Source organism: Rhizobium sp. CSW-27 (assembly GCF_018760785.1).
Lineage (GTDB): Bacteria > Pseudomonadota > Alphaproteobacteria > Rhizobiales > Rhizobiaceae > Neorhizobium.
Window position 1 is genome coordinate 258181 of sequence record NZ_JAHHZO010000004.1, and the last position, 15644, is coordinate 273824.

The following is a 15644-nucleotide window of genomic DNA, read 5'->3' on the forward strand; positions in this document are numbered from 1 at the left end:
CGCTCCTCAGTCATATCCGCATCGAGGCGGGTTGATGTTGATGATGACGGCCTCAGCCGCGATGCCAGTAGACGAACGGACACGTCATGGTCGTGCCGAACCAGTTTCCGTCATCGGAGCGGCTGGCGCCGCCCGCCGGATAGGGATCTTCGGTGCGCACGTAGCAGCCGGGCGCATCCTCGTAGAATTTCTTGCGGCGGAAGATCTCGCCGATTGCGACCGCATATTCCTTGCCGAGCGCCGTGCCGCTGCCCCGTGGCGTGAAGACATGCACCATGATCAGCCCGTCATAACGGTAGACGTGATTGCCGGGCTGCCCCTGCCCCACGATTTCGCTGCCGATGCATTCGATCTCCAGGTTGGCCCATGGCTGCAGTTCGCCCTGACTATTGACCGGCGGCCACGGCGCGGCCGGATCTTCGTTCTGGAAGGTGACGCGCGTCGTCAGCCAGCCGGCCTCCAGACGTGCACGGATCGCCGCTTCCGCGCCTGCATAGCTCGCCATGGTGCCCTCTTACCGTTCTGTGATGACCAGCGCCGGAAACCGCACGTCGCGCTGATTGTGGGCGGTGGCGCCATGGGTGCGGGCAATCCTGCTTTCGACCACGCCCGAAGCGGCACGCGCCTCGCCGTCGTGACCAAGCCACCAGGATTTCCCGGATGACGGCGCCTTGGCCTGGTTGATGCTGTTGCCGCCGATGAAAGCCCGATAGGTAAACTGGATGCTTGCCACATTGCCGAAGCGCCCCATCACGATGCGCCGCGCCTGCTGGTAGACCTTGTCCGACCCCGCCACCCGCATCGTCATCGAGCCGACTTCAATCTTGCGGCTGTATGGCAAAGGGTTGAGGATCGTGATCTCGGATCCCGGCTTCCAGTCCTTCAGGCCGGTAGCCGGAACACCGTCGATGGTGATCATGTGGGCATTGCGGTAGTCGCCGGAGAGAACCGGTGACAGGTCGAACAGCGTTTCCATGGCGAACTGCACGATTTCGTCAAACCGCTGGTACTGGTAGACGATCACGCCATCCGGCCGCGCGCGCTCTTCCGGCGCACCGAGCACGCCATCGACGATCCGGACGAAAGCCTGCGGCTTGGGATCGGCCGCCATCACCTTGGCGTGCTCCCGCTTTGCCGTGCGAACCAGCAGATCCCGGGTCGCATCTTCCGTATCCTGCTTCAGGACGCGGACGGTCTCGCCGATGGACAGGACGCGCCGCGCCATCAGCCCTTCACCAGAATGTTGATGCGCACCACCACGTCATTCATGCGGATCACCTCCGGGGCAATCTCGATGGCGCGCGGCACGCCATCGACGACCACGCGGGCACCCACCGCCGGCAGATCGGCCCCCTGCAGTCCGCTGGGAGAGATCGTCACCTTCTTGTGCGACTGCGTGATGGTGCCAACCACCTCGTCGGCCGTGACACCACGCACAAAGGCCTGCATTACCTGTTCGCCTGCGGCGCTGTTGCCCCGCCGCAGGGAAACCGTCTGGCCATTGCGGGCAAGCGCGCGATCGAGGATGGCAATGGCGTTATCGGGCGTCATGCAAACACCTTGAGGCCGAACAGCAAGCGTTCGCAGGCCGCCTCGATGATCCGCCCCGCCTGTTCCGAGACCGTATATTCGGTGCGGCCGACGCCTTCGACCTCCTCGGCCCGCAGGAACAGGTTTTCCGCGCCAATCGACCGCAGGTGCTGGACAGACAGGATGATGGCCTGCCTTACCTGCGGCGGCACGGCGCCCGTGCCGCCATCCATGACGGAAACGCCATCATAGCCGGCGCGATAGCGGATGCGCACGGCGTCCGGTATCTCCGCAAGAGCAGGCATCGCCCATGACTGCTTGAACCAGACGTGAGCGGCCGTATTGCCCCAGACATCAAGGGCAACTTCCTGCTCGTCGCCATTCACGTCCGTGTAGTAGACGCCCTCCACCGCAATCAGCGGCGGATACGGCAGGCGAAGTGTCCGGCATGGCCACAGATCGAGCCCGAGCTCAAGCGTCTGCGGGCCAAGCGCACGGCCAAGCCAGCCATCCGGGCCATCGATCGCAGCCGTCACGGCGGCAATCATGATCTCCGCATTGGTGCCACCGCCAACGTCCTCCGGTTCGACAAGAGGATCAGGCGGCACGATGACCCGGATGCTCATCGGCAGCCTCAATCGACGACGATGTGAAAGGCGCCGGTCTTGGCGTTGCCGCCGGAGGCGATGGCGATCTTGACGCGATCATTGGCAAGCCCGATCGGCGCCTGAACCGCCGTGCCGCCGGAGGCATAGAGCGAGGCGACACCGGCCTGCGAATGCGTCGGCATGCGCGGCGCCACCACGGCCGATGCATTGACATCGTTCTGTGCCCAGAGGCTGATGCCGGTCGCCTCGCCGGTCACCGTGAAATCCACCCCGTTGTCGAAGCCGCCAGATCCCGGCTTCACATACTCGATCTGGTGGATCTTGCCCGAGAACCGGGGCGTATAGGCTACCGCCGAGCCGTCGGCTGCGGTGGTGATGTTAACCTTGAAACGCTTCATCGTCTTTTCCCTTCGTGGACCGGTGGCCCGTTATCGTGGCTTGCGGGTGCTGCCGTTTGTGGAAGACTTGTTTTCCAGCGGCGGAGCAGCCTTGTTGCGAAGCGTGGCGGCGGCCTTGGCCGGTCCGATACGCTCCAGTGTGCGGGGTGCGAGATGGCCGAGGTCGGCCGTGGTGCCGATGCGCGTTTCGCCTTCCGCATACCAACGGTCGCCGTCATGGGCGCGCAGCACCTTCCATTCCTGTTCATCTGCCATGGGGATCTCCCTCTGGAGAAAGGGCGGGCGATCGAAGTGCCCGCCCGTCGATGCGATCAGCCTCAGGCGGCCAGGGCCACGTCGAAATCGCCGTAGACGAAGGCCTCCGGACGGTAGACGGCAAGCGCAAGGCGCTCTTCGCCAAGGATCGTCACGAGGTTCTTCGTGAAGTCGTCGTTGACGTAGCCGACCTCGATGCGCGACTCCCAGCGATCGAACAGCTGGGCACCCTGCCGGAAGGCGCCGGTCAGGAACTTGCGAACACCAATGGCCTGCGTATCGACGACAGGCAGACGCCACAGCGTCGGCGCGGTCGAACCTTGCGGATTGCCGATGATGTAGCGGCCAATGCCGTCCTTCATCGTTTCGATCATTGCCCAGTCGATCGGGTTCAGCACGTGGCCGGTCGCCGGGTATTCCGCCAGCGCCGCCTGCAGCATTGCAAGGCGCAGAACATCCAGCATGGTCTGGTCTGCAATCGAGATCGGAGCCGAATAGGCCGATGCCTGCGGAATGATCCCGTAGAGGTTCTGCCCGGTATTGTCGCCGGACAGCAGCTGCTGCTCTTCCTTCAGCGCCAGACCGTAGTCCAGGCGGGCGTCGATCATGGAACGCAGCTGCGGGATGTCGTCCAGGACCTGCTTGGAGGCCTTCATCCAGTGCGCGATGACCTTGGCCGAGGTGGTCATCAGGTCCAGCGTGATGTCGGACGAGGGCTTTGCCGCACCTTCCGCCACCGTGTCGGCGCCGTTCGTGAAGCCGGTTTCCTTGACGTACTCGATGGTATTGCCGCCCATCTGGCCCGGCGTGAACAGGCTGCGCACCGTCATGCGACGCTGCGGAAGCTCCTGGATGCCGGCAAGCCGCGTCGGAGCGATGGCGTCACCGACGGAACCGACGGAGCTCGTCGTGGCGGAGGTCAGCGTGGCCTTCACCTTCAGATCCGCGCCGCGCGCATTCTTGGAGAAGCCGGTTTCCTTCCAGGCCTTGAACCCGTCGCTTTCGACAAACTGCTCACCGAAGGACTTTTCCGGCGTGGCGCCGTTGCCCGGACCGCGCGCCATCTTCTGCTCGATCTCGGCAAGCTGCTCCTTCAGCGCGTTCATGTCGATGAGCGCGCCATCCGCCTTTTCCTTCAGCGAATTGGTCAGCGCCTCGCCGGACTTGGCCTTGCCGAGCGCCTCTTCGGCGATCGCCTTCACCTTGTCCACGGCGGTGTCGATCATGCCCTTGACTTCGGTGGCCAGCTGCTCCGCCGTCTTGGTCGGCGGATGGCCGGTGCCATCGCGCAGATAACGTCCAGCCTTGCGCTCATTGGGCGTCATCGCGCCCAGGATGCTGGCATTGGCCAGCAAGTGGTGCTTCATTCTCATGGCTCTGTCCTGTTGGCTTGGGTTACCCGCGCAGCAATGCCTGCATGAACGCGGTTGCTTTTTCCGCTTCGGCAGAGTCCCTCTGCCCCTTCAGGTGGAGACGCGCGGCACGCTCCGCCTGCGAATTCGAGAAGCCCAATCCCTTGAGCCAGACCTCGAACTCCCGTTCTGTCAGCCGGTCCCCGGCCTTCAGTCTGTCCGTCAGCTGGTGCAGCTGCTTGGCTGCCTTCACGCTGGTAATGGTTGCATTGTCGTTGGCGCCGATCGACACGATCGAGACCTCGCGCAGGTCGATCTTTTCCAGCGTCCAGACGCCGGTATCGGTATCGACGGAATATTCCCGGATGCGATAGCCGATCGACAGCCCGTCGATGTCGCCGCTCTTGATCAGGGCATAGGCCTCGCGCGCCTGCTGGACATCCATGTTCAGCTTGCCCTGCAGGAAGAGGCCCCGGTCATCCTCGACAGCCTTGGTCCACTTGCCGATGGGCCTGGACGGATCGTGCTGCCAGAACATTTTCGGCATGCCGCTCTTCAGAGATTCGGTATAGGCACCAGGCGCGATCACGTCGCCATAGGCATCCGGTTCACCGCCGAAGGTGCTGCCATAGCCTTCGAACTCACCATTGTCGGTGATGGACTTGATGGCCAGCGCCGGGCCAGCCTTGACCATGTCATCTGCGGATTTCACGAGATCCATGCGAGAAAAGATCGTCATGCCGATTGCCCCTGTTGCTGCTCCGCGATCAGCTGGCGGATCGCCTCTGCGTCAATTTCCGTGATCGGCCGATTCTGCATCTGCATCCTCGGCACGTCGCCGCCGTCGACGGGCGGCATGTTTTCCAGCTTGCGGACCTCGTTGATCGTCATCGCGCCAATGCCCGTCATCACCTGGTAGAACCGGGAGCGGGCGGCGCTGTCACCGCGCAACAGGCCATCGAGGTTGATCTCGATGGTGATGCCGTTTGCACGATCCGCAGGTGTCAGAAGCTGCTTTTCGAGCGCCTGCTCGATGCGCTTCAGGCGGCGCCGCAATGTGAACTTCTGGAACGTCAGCACCTGCTGCTCCAGGCTGGTCGGATAGCCGCTCGATTTCTCGTTGTGGCCAATCAGGAAGGGCGGGACACCGAAGAACCGGCAGACCTCCTCCACCGAGAAAGCACGAGACTGCAGCATCTGCGCATCTTCCGGCTTGATCGACAGCGCTTCCAGCTTGGCGCCGCCCTCGGAAATGTAAGGCCGGCCGGAATTGACGGCGCCCGCATAGCGCTCCAGCAGCTTCTTTTCGGCAAGATCGCGCTGTTCCGGCGTCAGCCACTTGTCGAACACCAGCTGGAAGAACGGCCGCAACCCGTTGCGGAAGGTGGCCGCAGCCGACCGGTTGATGGCTTGCGCCAGGCCGAAGGATTCCCGCCCGAAATGCAGGGTGGACAGGCCGCCGAGCGGATCACCCCCGAAGCCACGGATATGCAGCATCGTGGCATCTGTCTCGACATAGGATCTGCCATCCTTCGTCCATTTGTACTCCAGCGCCCCCGCCTCGGTGCGACGGACGGAGACGATCCTCGGCGAGACAGGAACCAACGAGACGATGCGAGTGCCAGTACGCGTGGCAGTACGCTCGATCCGGGCATAGGCATTCCCCCAGAGCTCCAGCGAGGAAATGACGAACTCCCAGAAATCGACGGCCGTCTGGTCATAGTTCGGGCTGTCATGCAGCAGCCGATAGAGCGGGTGGTCCTTGGCGACAATCCTGTCCCCGTTTGCGTCGGTGCGGTAGACCATCACCGGCAGGCTGGCGATCGTTCCGCACAGCAGGTTGACGCAGGCCCAGACGGCCGACAGCGCCAGAATACTGTCGCTGCTGACGGTCTCCCCTGTCTCGCTGCGCGCGCCGTCCGGATACCACCCTGCAGGGCTGGCGATGCTGAGCCGCTGAACGAAGAAGCCGGCCATCTTCCGAAGTATCTTCACTGTGCCTCCGCAAGGCTTTCGAAGAAGCCACTCATTCCGTCATCCTCAGCCGCCATCGAGAGGCCGACCGCCATGACGCTCGCCACGATGCCGTCGATCTTTTCCGCGCTCTTCTTCTTGGTCGGCGCATAGTTCAGGTTGTCGTCGAACTTCACGGCGGTGTTGCCCGCCATCCAGCGCAGGACAGGATGGCCGCCATGATCGACCTTCCCCGCCATCACCAGCCGCTCAAACAGCTTGGTCGGTTCGCCGAGTGTCGGTATGCCCTGCCGCATCGGACGGAAGAGTTCCGCATCCACGCCGTCCTTCACCATGTCGGTGTAGAGCTTCGTGGCATTCCACGGGTCGTAGCCGATCAGCGCCACATCGTGGCGCTCCAGATCCTCGTAAAGCGCATTGCGGATGTAATCCTGATCGACGTAATCGCCGGGGGTCTGCTCCAGCGCAGCGGCTCCCCCGACCAGGGAAACCCACTTTTCGTAGGACACGCGGTCCTGCCTGGTGCGTCGTGCAACCACGCCTTCCGGAACCCAGAACCTCGCTGACAAAACCCAGCGATCCGTCGTGTCGTCCGGAGGAAAGGCCAACAGGCGCGCCGTAATGTCCTCGTTCGACGACACGTCGATGGCGGCAAAGCATCGCCGACCTTCAAGCCCTTCGCCTTTCGCCCAGCCACGCCATGCATCCTTGTTCGAAGAGCAGGCATCCCAGCGCTTCATGTTCAGCCAGCGAACGACCGCGTCGATCCACTGGTTGGCGTGGTAGCAGCGGAAATGCGCTTCTGCGCGCGGATTGTCCGCTGCAATCGCCGCCTCGCGCCGGAGGAACTGCACGGTCGGCGAGATCCCGAGCGACGGATTTGCCTTCTTCCAGTTCTTCTCGTCGGCCCAGTCGTCGTCCGGATCGAGCGCGAAGATGACGACAAGCGTGGTCGGATCATCCGTCCTCCCTTCAAGGATGCTCTGACTTTCCTCCCAGAGATCCCATCCCGTCCGGTTCGACTTCACGCCAGCCGTGGACGCGTAAAGTTCGATCGGCTGCAGTCTGGTGCCGGTGCCCTGCCGCAGGAAGTTCGCCAGATCCGGCGTTTCCCATTCGTGCATCTCGTCGCCGGTAATGACCGTCGGCGATTTGCCGTGCTTGCCTTCGGGCTTGCCGGACAGGAGCTCGAACAGCGCCCGGATCTTCGGCAGGTAGATCGACTTCTTGAACAGCTGCGCGTCGGACAGGCCCGGCGCCATGCTGATCATGGCCTTCATCTTGTTGAAGATGATGGCAGCCTGGTCGGTGTCGCGCGCAAAGACATAGCCCTGCCCGCCGACGACACCATCCAGGATGAAGAACAGCAGCGACAGCGCCGCCAGGAACTCGCTCTTGCCGTTCTTGCGCGGCACCCAGAGCATCAGCCTCCGGAAGATCCGCACATGCACCGTCATCGGCTGGCCGGTCTGCTCATCGATGATTTCCATCGGCGCTTTCCAGCCGACGAGCAGCCGGATGATGCAGGCCTGCCAGAAAGCCGGCATGAACGGTTTGCCGGCAAAGCGGTCATCCGTCAGGCGGAACACGCGAGGGAAGAGCGCAACGGCCGCGTCCGCTTTGGCGGCATCGTACCAGGCGCCCTCTACCCGCGCGCACCGCTCCCAGGCGATCCGCACCCACGCCCATCCCTGACCGTCGGCAGCATCCTTGACCCAGTCAGGCTCCGGCCAAAGGCACCGGCCGGCTGACGCCTGCACGGCCACGGCTGAAACGCTGTCCATCCGCTCAGTTCAGCGCGCCGGGCGGAGGCGAGTCGAAGCCGGCAAGAATGCCGACGATGTCATCCGTCTGCGGGTGCCCAGCATCCGGCTGCGTCGTCGATGCCGCCTGATGGCCCGGCTGGTCGCCGAACAGATCGCCAAGCGCTCCAAGCCCACGCGCTGCAGCCTGGTCGCGCATGATCTTGTAGCGCGCGTCGGGCCGCATGCCGAAGGTTGCCTCCAGGTCGCGCAGCATCTTCTCGATATCCTGCACCGCCTGCCAGGCGGGATGCCGCTTCTTCGTCTCGTTACCGTTGGTATCCTTGGCAAGGAACCAAGTCCCCTCCTGCTGGACGGCAAGATCCGCCGCGATCCACTCGACGACGTAACGGCAGTACCGGGCAAGCGGTCCGGCATCGAGCTCAGACAGGAGGTTCAGGCGCTCCAGCTTCGGCGCGAGGTCGTTCCAGACCTCCGTCGCCTTACGGCTCTTCTTGAGCCACTTCGGCGGCTTCACCTTGCCGATCGCCACAGGCTGCGGCGCCTTCTGCCGCTCGGCCTTGACCCGGTCCTGCGACATCCGCTTTCCGGGCGCGCCCTTCTCGGCCTGCTGCTCTGGCGTGTCGGGTTTGCGACCGCGCATCGTTTCACCCTCCTTCCTTGGAGCCATGGAAAAGCGTTCTCACGCCGGAAAAAAATAATCGGCCAATTTCGCGGCCACACACAAACGCACACCCACCGGTCTGGACCCTCTAGGGGGTGAACTTGCGACCTCCCCCCCGGCCTGCCGCACGCTCCTCGGCCTGCGCGTCGATATCGTGGTGATCCGGGCAGAGGGCTTCCCACTTCGACCGGTCCCAGAAGATCTCCGGGTTGCCGCGATGCCTAACAGTGTGGTGCACCACCAGATGCATGCGGCGCGGATCGGTCTGCGGCGTGCCGTCCTTTCGCAATTGACCGGCATTCAACAGACCAGCAGCCATACAGCGCCGACATAACTGGTTCTCAGGTTCGTTCAGAAAATCGGCGCGCTCACGCTGCCATCGGTGGGTCTTGTAGAACTCTCGGCCCGGCCTGCTCTGGTCGCGATGCCGATCATATGCCCGTTCCCGCTCCTCTGCCGAAGGCAAGTGACAAGGGCGGAAGGCTTTTGGTTTGGTTGCCATTCCGCCCTCACTCGTTACTCAACCGGCGTGAAGTCGAGGTAGTAGGCCTTGCCCTTTTCAAAAGCATCAATGGCCTTCGGGTTGGTGATGCTCATCTGAACCTGACCGGACGGTGTCCAGCGAGACCAGCTTTCGTTGTCCTTGCCGTCACCATAAGATCCGTACACCGGCATTAAGGTCACCAATGCATACGGATCAGCGCCAGGCACTTCCGAATGGCGAATATCCGAAACAAAGAACTTCGCTCTTACTGAGGGTGCGCTCATGCGTCTTCTCCTTGTATGGGCACAATTGCCCATACCCATAGACGCGAAAAGGCGACCTATCGGCCGCCTGCTCATTGCTGACAATCAAAATGGAATTCTGCAGTTCTGGATCGATGTCATAGCTCACGCACTGGCCCTGAATCGCATCTGCCATCATGTGGCATCGTCAGGGCTGGGTCTGACCGGCGTACCGACCTCGGGATTGCTCCCCGCTGTCTAGGCGTTTTCAGAGGCTCACTTCAGGATCATCAGATCATCCAGTGTTCAAATTGCTCTCACAGCTTTTCGCAGATTGCAAGAGGCACCGTGACCGGCACCTTTCCACCCAGCATGTCCAGCACCAGCACCACGTCGCCTCGTCCGTCACTGCGGCAGGAGATCACCTCGCCAGCAAACCCGACAAACGGGCCATCGTATATCCTCACCACGTCACCGGAGCGGAATGATTTCCCCGTCGGTGCACTCCAGTCATAGGCTCCCTGATCTGCCATCGCCTTGAAACGCCTGACTTCTTCTGCCGTAATCGGCATTGGAGTTTCATAGCCTCCGACCACGGAAATGACATGCTCCAGACCGGAAAGGCCAGCCAGAAGGACGCCATCAGCCGGCATGTTGACCAGCACGTATCCATGGATAACCGGGATCATGCTGCCTGGAATGACGCGGTGTCTGCGGCGCAAATCAGGGCCTTTTCGCATAGGAACAAGAGCCTCGATTGCCATGTCGAGAAGCTGTTTTTCCACAGCCGTCTCACGGCCTGTCATCACACGAACAGCAAACCAGCGCCGTTCACACGATGATTCAGCCACCATCCGAAGCCGTGAAAGCCGGTGCTGCCGCTCTGATTCGCCGTCACGCGCAATGCCGATTTGCTGCCCGATCATCACCCTATGCTGCATCATCGCCTCGCACCTCGTTTATCCGTGCCTGAAACTGCGCCATCGCCTCGTCCGGCTCTCCAGCCGGAAGCTGCAGCATGTTCACGCCCGCCGTTGACCACGGCCATCCGTTCCTCTCGAACATCGCCTTCCAGCGGTCAGCCAGATCGCTGTCAGGCTTCACGGGTCCGAACGCGTCGGAAGCGCAGACGAGGTGCGCCGGAATGGATATCGGCTTCGGATCGGACAGCATCGCTGTCGCCTTTGGCCAGCCGTACTTGGTGCGGCGCTCCATCTCCACCAGACGGGCCGCTTCGGCGCTCTCGCTCGCCTTCAGCCGCTGGAATGCCGTCATGACGGGCCATTTGGTCGCCATGGGCCGTGATACCTCGGCAAGCAGCGCAGCCATCCACGGCTTGGAGAACGGCGCATGCGTCGTGGGAGGCCCGATCTCATCTCGTGGATTGTCGAGCCGCTCCCACGCCCTTTCCCGCAGGTAGACGGCCGGATAGGTGAAGTTTCCGGCCTTGCGCTGCCTCACGGCAGCAACGAAGACTGGCGTCTTGGCGATGCAGTCCGCCCTCTGCTGCGGCGTCAGGTCCATCCAGCGGCTCAGCGCCGCATCCCTGCTGCCGTTCGGATAGGTCGGCCATGTGGGAAGCCACAGGTCAAACTCACGAATGATCTTTTTCCTATCTTCCGGAGATCGCGCACCCGCGCCCTCTCTCTCAGGTTTATCAGGGGTCGTTAAGTAAGGGTCGTTAATAGGTGCCGGTTCTGGACCGGCAGGGGGTGCCGGTTCTGGACCGGCAGGGGGTGCCGATATATCGGCAGGGGGGGTGGCTGTTTCAGCCTCGGATACAGGATTAATTTCCTGAGAATCCTCCTCTGCCCATGCATCGAATGCATAGCCGGAGGGCGGTGGCGCGTCGTAAATCACCCGGTAGGAATGCGCACTGTCACGCCCGTCCCGGCTTTCCTCAATGTGCTTTTGCACAACGCCCATGTCGCAAAGCTGATCAATCGCCGCCTGCACGGTGGAGCGTGCGCAGCCCAGTTGATCGGCCATTTTTACCTGACTGCGGCGGCACCAGCCGTGCTTGTCCGTATGGCGGCCCAGCAGGCACAGAACCTGCAGGGAGCGCGGCTTGAGACGTGGATCGGTGATGATCCAGCCAGGAATGATCGAGAACCTCGCATCGTGGCTCATGCCGCCACCTGCACTTTCTCGACAGCCAGATGGTTGCAGTTCGCCGCGACAAGCGCCTTGGCAACTGGCGGGCACACGCTGTTGCCAACACAGGAGACCTGAACCTCCTTGGAGAAAGGCACCCAGGTCGGCGCTCCGTCATCGTCGAGGCGGTTCGCGTCGAAATAGCCGTCAATGCGGTAATCGGGCGGGAAACCCTGCGCGTTGTAGAGCTCGCGAGGCGTCAGCATCCGCATGCCGATGTCCACGACGACGAAGCAGATGCCATCGATATCGAGCGTCACGAATTCCCGATCATCCCACACACCATGCGCCCGCAGGAAATCGGCCACCTGCCGGGCACGGGCTGCCTGCGCTTCCGTAAACGGAGGCACATCAACGGCCGCCTCGATGTGCGCATGACGCGGCTTTGTGGTCGCCGTCCGCATCGGTTCGTCCGTGCGCGATCCCTCCCCGGTCTCGTAGTAGGACTGCAGGCAGGGCATCACCAGGCGCGTCTTGCCCTGTCCATCCGGCATCACCGTTCCGCAGGGCCTATCCAAGGCATGGCCTGTCGATGTGCCGAAATCGCGCGCGATGTAGGCTGCCGTCAGCTGCTGGTGGCTACCGGTCTGCGTGAGCGTCGAGGCTGGCGCATCCATGGGGCGGCCAGGGTTGACGCCACCAATGCGTCGGCTGTCGTTGTTGTGCTGTGCCATGAAGGCGCACATCACAGCGTTCTGGTCCTTGCCGCTGGCTGTAATGGTGTGTGATGGCTCCCGCATCGAGCGGTTGGCGCCGCCCTGTTGCGCATAAGTCAGCACAGGAGCAATCAACGCCTTTTCCCCGCGATGGGCAGCTGTAATGACACGGGCCGGTTCATTAAGATCTTCGACACGGCCGCCATGGGTAAGGTTGACGAGGTATGGGCGCTTGGCTTTCAGAACGAACCGATCGAAGCCGCGGGCAATGCGGGCCTCCGAGTTTTTGGCCAGCGGGCGCTTGGCGTTGATCCCGTAAAGCGCCTTGATGGTCTGGCTGTCATCGAAGATCGACGGGCATGGAATGCTGTAGTCGATATAATCACCTATGATCGGCCAAGGCTGCTTGCGACCTGCAATCACATCCGGATCGTCCGGCCGACCGTGCGTCGGCTCCGGCCAGACGATGGGCTTACCATCGAAGCGGATGATGATGAAAAGGCGCTTGCGGATTGTCGGCGCGCCATACTGGTAGCCACGCAGTTCGCGGCTCTGCATCCGCCCGCCAAGCCTGCGGATCGCAGCACGCCATTTGCGGTAGTTTTCGCCCTTGCGCTTCGGGTCCGGCATCAGGCCACGCGGCGTTTCGATCAGCGGACCGTAATCCTTGAACTCCTCGACGTTCTCCATGATGACGACATCGACCTTGCCGCCGCTTTGCTGAATGCGCTCGATCCAGCCGGGAATGATCCAGCACAGGTCGCGGATGTTGCGTTCCACGGGCTTGCCGCCCTTGGCCTTGGAGAAATGCTTGCAATCCGGCGAGAACCAGGCGAGCCCGATATGCTTGCCCCGCAGGTGATCGAGCGGGTCGATCTTGTAGACGTTTTCCGAAAGATGGATCGTGTCCGGATGGTTCACTTCATGCAGTCTTAGCGCCCACTCATTGTGGTTGATGGCATAATCCGGCGAGCGACCAAGCGCTTGCTCGATGCCGGTCGAGGCACCGCCACCACCTGCAAAGCTGTCGATGATGATCGGCCGATCCGGGCCGATCGCAGCCAAGGCCGTGATCGCAACACCCGCAAACAGGCTTCCGACGTGGGTATTCATCGCCCATCCTCCGCCGTCTGCGCATTCCAGAGCTTGGCCGTCAGCATGCTCGCCTCCGGGCACGGATAGACACAGGAGATCCTCGCGTTGGCATCGATGCCGAAGGCGGCGGCGCATTCGAAGCGCACGAAGCCGTCATGCCGCTCCAGCGCGGTCGCCCCGCATTTCGGGCAGGCTTGGCGCGCGGCAAGAAAGCGCGCGCGGTTCTGGAAGGTGCGCGCGTCCATCACGCCACCTCGCTTTCTGCCGCATGGTCCTGCGGTGCGGCGGGCGCCTGATGCCCCCAGCTGGTCCAGCCGGGTCGACCGGAACGCGCGAACATTTCCAGCTTCGGAATGCCCGGAAACAGCCGGTCGATGGTATCGGCGAAGAAGGCCGGCTTGACGCTGTGGTCTGTCTTCGCCTCCCGGTGCACCGTTTCCGGCTGCGTCCCCATCAGCGGCGCCACAGGACGGCCACGCTTGCCGATCAGCAGCAGTTCGTGGCGGTCCCTGCCCCAGTAGCCATTGCCGGCAATCGCCTTGTCCCAGATCCAGTGATGCACATAGGCAAAACCCCATGCCGCCATCACGCGCAGCGCGTCCGGAAGCATGGGATTGGTCGCCCAGAGAAACAGCACCGAATCCGGCTTGGCGGGTGCGCCGATCTCGTCGAACAGCGCCACGATCTCGTCCGTCGTCATGGTGGGATAATGGTTTTCCGCGCTGCGGTCCCCGCCCGTCACATCGGAATAGGGGCGGAACTTCCAGGGCGGGTCGGCATAGAGAATCGGAAACTTCTGGCGCACCTGCCCGCTCGTCGCTGCACCATTGTCGATCACATGGGCCATATGCGTCAGGCGTACCGCATGGCGCACCTCGGCCAGCCGCTTGCGCCCTTCCTTCACGTCGGCCGCCTTGCGCTTTTCTTCGTCGAGGGCAGCCTTCACATAGAGCACCTGGTGCTCCTCGCTGACCTGCTTTAGCCGATCAAGAAACGCGCCGCTGTCGAGCCGGGTGCCGCGAATGAGATGCAGCGCCATTTCCGCGATCTTCGCGCCGCGCGATGCATCGCGTTCGATGGTGCGCCGGTCGCGGCCGGTCGCTTCGGCGGTTGCAACGGAAAAGGCGCGTGACGGATCATTCAAAACGACATCCTGTCGTTTTGATCGGCGGTCACCACCCTGCCCCGTTTCCGGGTGCCGCAGCAGGTAGATTTCCTTGCGGCGATGAATGAACAAGGCCCGGTCTGCTGCCGTCAGTTCGGCGCGCACCAGGTTCTCGTCGATCTCCCACAATTCGGCATCCAGCGCATCGCCGTCCTCGTGGAAACAGTCGATCCAGCTTTCGCCAAGCTCTCGCATCACCTGCAGTCTGTGCCCGCCGGCCGAAAGAAGAACGCGCGCATCGTCAGGGCGGCCGAACACGCTGATCGGCGTGCGCAGACCAAGCTCCAGGATCGAAGGCTTGAGCGCCTCCACCCGATGCGGATCGATTGGCCGCAGCCGGGTGCCGATGTCGATGCTGTCGATCAGCCGCCGCACAGCCACGCGTGCACCGCTTGGCGGGTTCGAGGCGATCTTGCCGTTCGGGTTCATTGCCTTTGCGCGTGCGCTCAGCGTGAACAGGTTGCCATTCTTCGGGTCGCGGTTCAGCAGCCCCTTGGCGTTCAGCCTCCGGCAGGCCTGCACCTCGCTTTCCTTGGTGCAGGTAAAGCTTCCGTCGCGCCGCACGGCATCAAGAATGGCGCGTGCCCGCTCTCCGGCGGGCGGTGTCTTCGTCGTCATGGAAAGCTCCCGTCAGCCCATCATCCCGAGCGCGGCGAGATAGAGATCCAGTGTCTCCCGCTCATAAGCCCGCTCATCCTCGTCCTTCTTCCGCAGCGCAATCACCTTGCGCAGCGCCTTGGCGTCGAAGCCGGTCGCCTTGGCCTCGCCGAACACGTCCTTGATCAGGTCGGCAATCTCCTGCTTCTGGGCTTCCAGCTGCTCGATGCGGTCCACGAAGCCGCGCAGCTGGCTGGCGGCCACGGTGCCCTCGGTTCCGTCCGCGCCCACGGCCCGGCCCGCCTTGCGCGCCCGCTCTGCATCGGCCGCCGTGCCAGCAACCGCAAACGGCGAGAAATCGGGGTCGAAATCCTCGCTCATCCGCCCCTCCGGTATTCGCGCCAGCCATCCAGGATGCGCGCCACGGTCGCCTCCGGCACGCCGAGGCCGGCAGCAATCGCCGCCGTGTCCCATTCGCCGCGCGACCAGAGCAGCAGCGTCGCGCCGCAGATCGCATCCAGATCGGCATCGGAAATCGGCATGCTCTTCTCGCGCGCGCAGACGGCCGCGAAGCCGATGTCAAAGATCTGCGAAGCCCAGCGCGAAGAGGGAATGCCGCGTGCTGCAGCCTGCCGGTCCAGGTTCGCCTTGGCCTTTTCGGTCACGGTCAGCGCGATCCCGACCGTCCTGACTGGAGCCTTTGTCAT

General features: G+C 62.9%; 20 protein-coding genes. All 20 read right to left on the reverse strand.

The genetic code is table 11. The annotated features are described in order from the left end of the window. Positions 1-52: 52 nt before the first annotated feature. Positions 53-505, reverse strand: a complete 453-nt coding sequence (locus tag KLP42_RS10220; protein ID WP_215566381.1) for a DUF4128 domain-containing protein — start codon at positions 503-505, stop codon at positions 53-55. A 9-nt stretch (positions 506-514) separates the two neighbouring features. Next, positions 515-1225 (reverse strand): hypothetical protein, encoded by a 711-nt coding sequence (locus tag KLP42_RS10225; RefSeq protein WP_215566383.1) that lies wholly within the window; start codon positions 1223-1225, stop codon positions 515-517. Continuing rightward, entirely contained in the window at positions 1225-1551 is a 327-nt protein-coding gene (locus tag KLP42_RS10230) for a hypothetical protein (RefSeq protein ID WP_215566385.1), read from the reverse strand. Before KLP42_RS10230 ends, KLP42_RS10225 begins: the two co-directional genes overlap by 1 nt. Beyond that, complete coding sequence (locus KLP42_RS10235; protein WP_215566386.1) at positions 1548-2156, reverse strand: hypothetical protein; 609 nt, start codon at positions 2154-2156, stop codon at positions 1548-1550. The genes KLP42_RS10230 and KLP42_RS10235 overlap by 4 nt, the downstream gene beginning before the upstream one ends. Before the next feature lie 8 nt (positions 2157-2164). Continuing rightward, positions 2165-2536, reverse strand: a complete 372-nt coding sequence (locus KLP42_RS10240; RefSeq protein WP_215566388.1) for a hypothetical protein — start codon at positions 2534-2536, stop codon at positions 2165-2167. Positions 2537-2566: 30 nt separating this feature from the next. Further along, positions 2567-2791, reverse strand: coding sequence for a hypothetical protein (locus tag KLP42_RS10245; protein ID WP_215566390.1), 225 nt, complete (start codon positions 2789-2791; stop codon positions 2567-2569). A gap of 62 nt (positions 2792-2853) precedes the next feature. Next, on the reverse strand, positions 2854-4164 hold the full coding sequence (locus KLP42_RS10250; RefSeq protein WP_502941289.1) for a phage major capsid protein: 1311 nt from the start codon (positions 4162-4164) through the stop codon (positions 2854-2856). A 22-nt stretch (positions 4165-4186) separates the two neighbouring features. Beyond that, positions 4187-4882 carry an HK97 family phage prohead protease gene (locus KLP42_RS10255; protein ID WP_215566392.1) on the reverse strand — a complete coding sequence of 232 codons (696 nt, stop codon included), beginning with the start codon at positions 4880-4882 and terminating at the stop codon, positions 4187-4189. Next, positions 4879-6138, reverse strand: coding sequence for a phage portal protein (locus KLP42_RS10260; protein ID WP_215566394.1), 1260 nt, complete (start codon positions 6136-6138; stop codon positions 4879-4881). The genes KLP42_RS10255 and KLP42_RS10260 overlap by 4 nt, the downstream gene beginning before the upstream one ends. Then, on the reverse strand, positions 6135-7796 hold the full coding sequence (locus KLP42_RS10265; RefSeq protein ID WP_215566396.1) for a terminase large subunit: 1662 nt from the start codon (positions 7794-7796) through the stop codon (positions 6135-6137). The genes KLP42_RS10260 and KLP42_RS10265 overlap by 4 nt, the downstream gene beginning before the upstream one ends. Before the next feature lie 109 nt (positions 7797-7905). Further along, a complete protein-coding gene (locus tag KLP42_RS10270; RefSeq protein WP_215566398.1) occupies positions 7906-8523 on the reverse strand; it encodes a phage terminase small subunit P27 family in 618 nt (205 codons plus the stop codon). Positions 8524-8632: 109 nt separating this feature from the next. Beyond that, positions 8633-9046 (reverse strand): hypothetical protein, encoded by a 414-nt coding sequence (locus tag KLP42_RS10275; RefSeq protein WP_215566400.1) that lies wholly within the window; start codon positions 9044-9046, stop codon positions 8633-8635. Positions 9047-9060: 14 nt separating this feature from the next. Then, positions 9061-9312: a hypothetical protein gene (locus tag KLP42_RS10280; RefSeq protein ID WP_215566402.1), complete on the reverse strand. Its 252-nt coding sequence runs from the start codon at positions 9310-9312 to the stop codon at positions 9061-9063. Between the two features lie 275 nt (positions 9313-9587). Then, entirely contained in the window at positions 9588-10214 is a 627-nt protein-coding gene (gene nusG, locus KLP42_RS10285; protein ID WP_215566404.1) for a transcription termination/antitermination protein NusG, read from the reverse strand. Beyond that, the gene (locus tag KLP42_RS10290; protein ID WP_215566406.1) at positions 10201-11400 is read right to left on the reverse strand and encodes a helix-turn-helix domain-containing protein; all 1200 of its coding nucleotides are present in this window, start codon (positions 11398-11400) and stop codon (positions 10201-10203) included. The genes nusG and KLP42_RS10290 overlap by 14 nt, the downstream gene beginning before the upstream one ends. Then, on the reverse strand, positions 11397-13193 hold the full coding sequence (locus KLP42_RS10295) for a DNA cytosine methyltransferase (protein WP_215566408.1): 1797 nt from the start codon (positions 13191-13193) through the stop codon (positions 11397-11399). Before KLP42_RS10295 ends, KLP42_RS10290 begins: the two co-directional genes overlap by 4 nt. Then, positions 13190-13420: a hypothetical protein gene (locus tag KLP42_RS10300; protein ID WP_215566410.1), complete on the reverse strand. Its 231-nt coding sequence runs from the start codon at positions 13418-13420 to the stop codon at positions 13190-13192. The genes KLP42_RS10295 and KLP42_RS10300 overlap by 4 nt, the downstream gene beginning before the upstream one ends. After that, positions 13420-14958, reverse strand: a complete 1539-nt coding sequence (locus tag KLP42_RS10305; RefSeq protein ID WP_215566412.1) for an MT-A70 family methyltransferase — start codon at positions 14956-14958, stop codon at positions 13420-13422. Before KLP42_RS10305 ends, KLP42_RS10300 begins: the two co-directional genes overlap by 1 nt. 12 nt (positions 14959-14970) lie before the next feature. Continuing rightward, positions 14971-15228 (reverse strand): DUF2312 domain-containing protein, encoded by a 258-nt coding sequence (locus tag KLP42_RS26900; protein ID WP_353844865.1) that lies wholly within the window; start codon positions 15226-15228, stop codon positions 14971-14973. 86 nt (positions 15229-15314) lie between these two features. Beyond that, positions 15315-15644 (reverse strand): hypothetical protein, encoded by a 330-nt coding sequence (locus tag KLP42_RS10315; protein ID WP_215566415.1) that lies wholly within the window; start codon positions 15642-15644, stop codon positions 15315-15317.